Annotated in this window: 2 protein-coding genes and 1 pseudogene; all 3 read left to right on the forward strand. The window is 74.4% G+C overall.

Features of this window, described 5'->3' with window-relative positions:
* A pseudogene (locus HUW36_RS31570) lies at positions 1-519 on the forward strand (hypothetical protein); the annotation flags it as partial.
* A 67-nt stretch (positions 520-586) separates the two neighbouring features.
* Entirely contained in the window at positions 587-1,354 is a 768-nt protein-coding gene (locus tag HUW36_RS31575) for a hypothetical protein (protein ID WP_174531412.1), read from the forward strand.
* A gap of 72 nt (positions 1,355-1,426) precedes the next feature.
* The coding region (locus HUW36_RS31580) for a hypothetical protein (RefSeq protein WP_174531413.1) at positions 1,427-2,100 on the forward strand (674 nt) is incomplete at its 3' end.

A 2,100-nucleotide genomic window follows, 5' to 3' on the forward strand; every position in this document is an offset into this window, starting at 1 on the left:
GACGCCCGCGTCTTCTTCACCAACTCCGGCACCGAGGCCAACGAGGCCGCCCTGCTGGACGCGGTGCCCCGCCGGGAACCGCCGCCGGTGCGCTTCTGGCAGCGCGGGGCGGAGCGGGCCCGCCGGCTCGGCGCCTGGGCGGCCGGCCGGCGCTGGCTGGTCTGGCCGGTGGTGGTCTACCTGGTGGTGGAGCCGCTGGTGACGGTCGTGGCGGTGCTGGTCGACGGCGTCACCGGTGAGCTGGACCAGGAACGGGAGTGGGGCGCGGTCCTCGGCGTCAGCGCCACCGCGCTGGTCACCGCGGTGCTGAGCCTGCGCGCGGCGTGGCTGCTGCGCCGCGACCGGGCCGAGGCGTTCCGGCTGTTCAAGCTGGCCCTGCTGGTGGACCTGCTGTTCGGGCAGGTCTTCAACTTCACCGTCAACCAGTTCGGCGCGGTCTTCGCGGTCGCGCTCGACCTGGCCCTGCTCGGCGTCGTCACCGCCGAGCACCGCAGGTTGCGGCGCGCCGCGCGCCGGTGAGCCTTTCCGACGTGCCCACCTGGTGCGAGATCGTTACGGTGGTCATCTCATCGAGGGAGGGAGAATCATGGTCGATGCTCCGGGCACCACGCCCCGCGCGCGTCCCAGTGTGGTGACGCTTTCCAGCTGGCTGCTCATTCTCGTCGCCGTCATCCAGGTGCTGAACCTGATCGTGACGCTGTCCGTCATCGGCACGATCCGCGACGTCCTCAAGGACGCGTACGCGGGCACCTCGGCCGAGTCGGCGGGCGACATCGCGTACGCCTTCACCATCGGCTCGTCGATCCTGACGCTGCTGCTCGCGGCCGGTCTGGTCGTCCTCGCGCTGCTGAACAACCGGGGCAAGAACGCCTCCCGGATCACCACCTGGATCCTCGGCGGCATCCTGCTCTGCTGCACCGGCGGCGGCCTGCTCAACGGCGTCTCCGGCGGCACGATGGGCGGCGGCGGCAACGCCAACGGCGACCTGCCCAGCGGCCAGGAGATCCAGCGCCGGCTGGAGGACGCGCTGCCGTCCTGGTACGGCCCGGTCAGCCTGCTGCTCGGCATCGTCGCGCTGCTCGCCCTGCTGGCCGCGCTGATCCTGCTGGCGCTGCCGAAGGCCAACGAGTTCTTCCGCAAGCCGAAGACGGCGTGGGAGCCCCCGGTGCCGGGCGGGGCCTACCCGGCGTACCCGTCGACCCCGGGCCAGTCGACCGACCCGGCGTACCCGTCCACCCCGGGCCAGCACCCGACCGGCGGAACGCCGCCGACGGCCCCCGGCGGTCAGCCGCCGGCCGGGCCGACCGGTCAGCCCGGCGAGCGCCGTGACCCGGAGCCGCCACCCGGAAGTTGACGTCGGGATTTCAGCGACGCCGACGATCCCTCCGAGTAGGTTGCAAGCCGACGCCTACCGGAGGGATCTGTCGTGTCCAACCCCGATCGGGTAGCCCCCCGCCGACCGGGCACGGTCGTCGCCGCGGTGGCGGTGCTGCTGTTGATGGCGGTCGGCGCCGTGGCGTACGCGGTGACGAACCTGGCCGTCGCGGGCGGCACGGTGGACCGGTTCCGGGCCGCGGCGGAGGACACCGGCGCGGGTGGCGGCGACATCGACCGGGTGGCCGGCCTGCTGCGCGGCTCGACCGTGCTGGCCGCCGTGCTCGGCGTGCTGGCCGCGCTGCTGCTGGTCGGGCTCGCGCTGGGCCTGCTCGCCGGTCGTCCCGGCGCACGGGTGGCCACCTGGGTGGTCGCCGGGCTGGGCCTGCTCTGCGGGTGCTGCGGGCTGGCGGTGCTGGTCGGGCAGCGTGCCGCCCCGTTGCAGCTCGGCGCCGACGACCGGATCACCGCCGACCTGCTGGGGCTGGTCGGTGACGCCTACCCGTCGTGGTGGATCCCGCTGAACGCGGCGCTGTCGGTGGCGCAGATCCTCGGCTACCTGGTGGTCGCCGCGCTGCTCACGCTCCCCTCGGCGAGCAGCTTCCTGCACCGGCGTCCGGCCGCGTCGCCGTCCGGCCCACCGACCGGCTACGGCGCGACCGTGTCCGGCGCCCCGGTCTCCGGGCCGACGCCGTGGGGCCCGCCGGCCGGCCTGCCGCCCTCGTC

The organism is Micromonospora maritima (assembly GCF_902825405.1).
GTDB lineage: Bacteria > Actinomycetota > Actinomycetes > Mycobacteriales > Micromonosporaceae > Micromonospora > Micromonospora maritima.

Bases quoted from the DNA above. Each gene is read 5' to 3' on its own strand.
- HUW36_RS31575 (WP_174531412.1), top strand. From the start codon at position 587: ATGGTCGATGCTCCGGGCACCACGCCCCGCGCGCGTCCCAGTGTGGTG.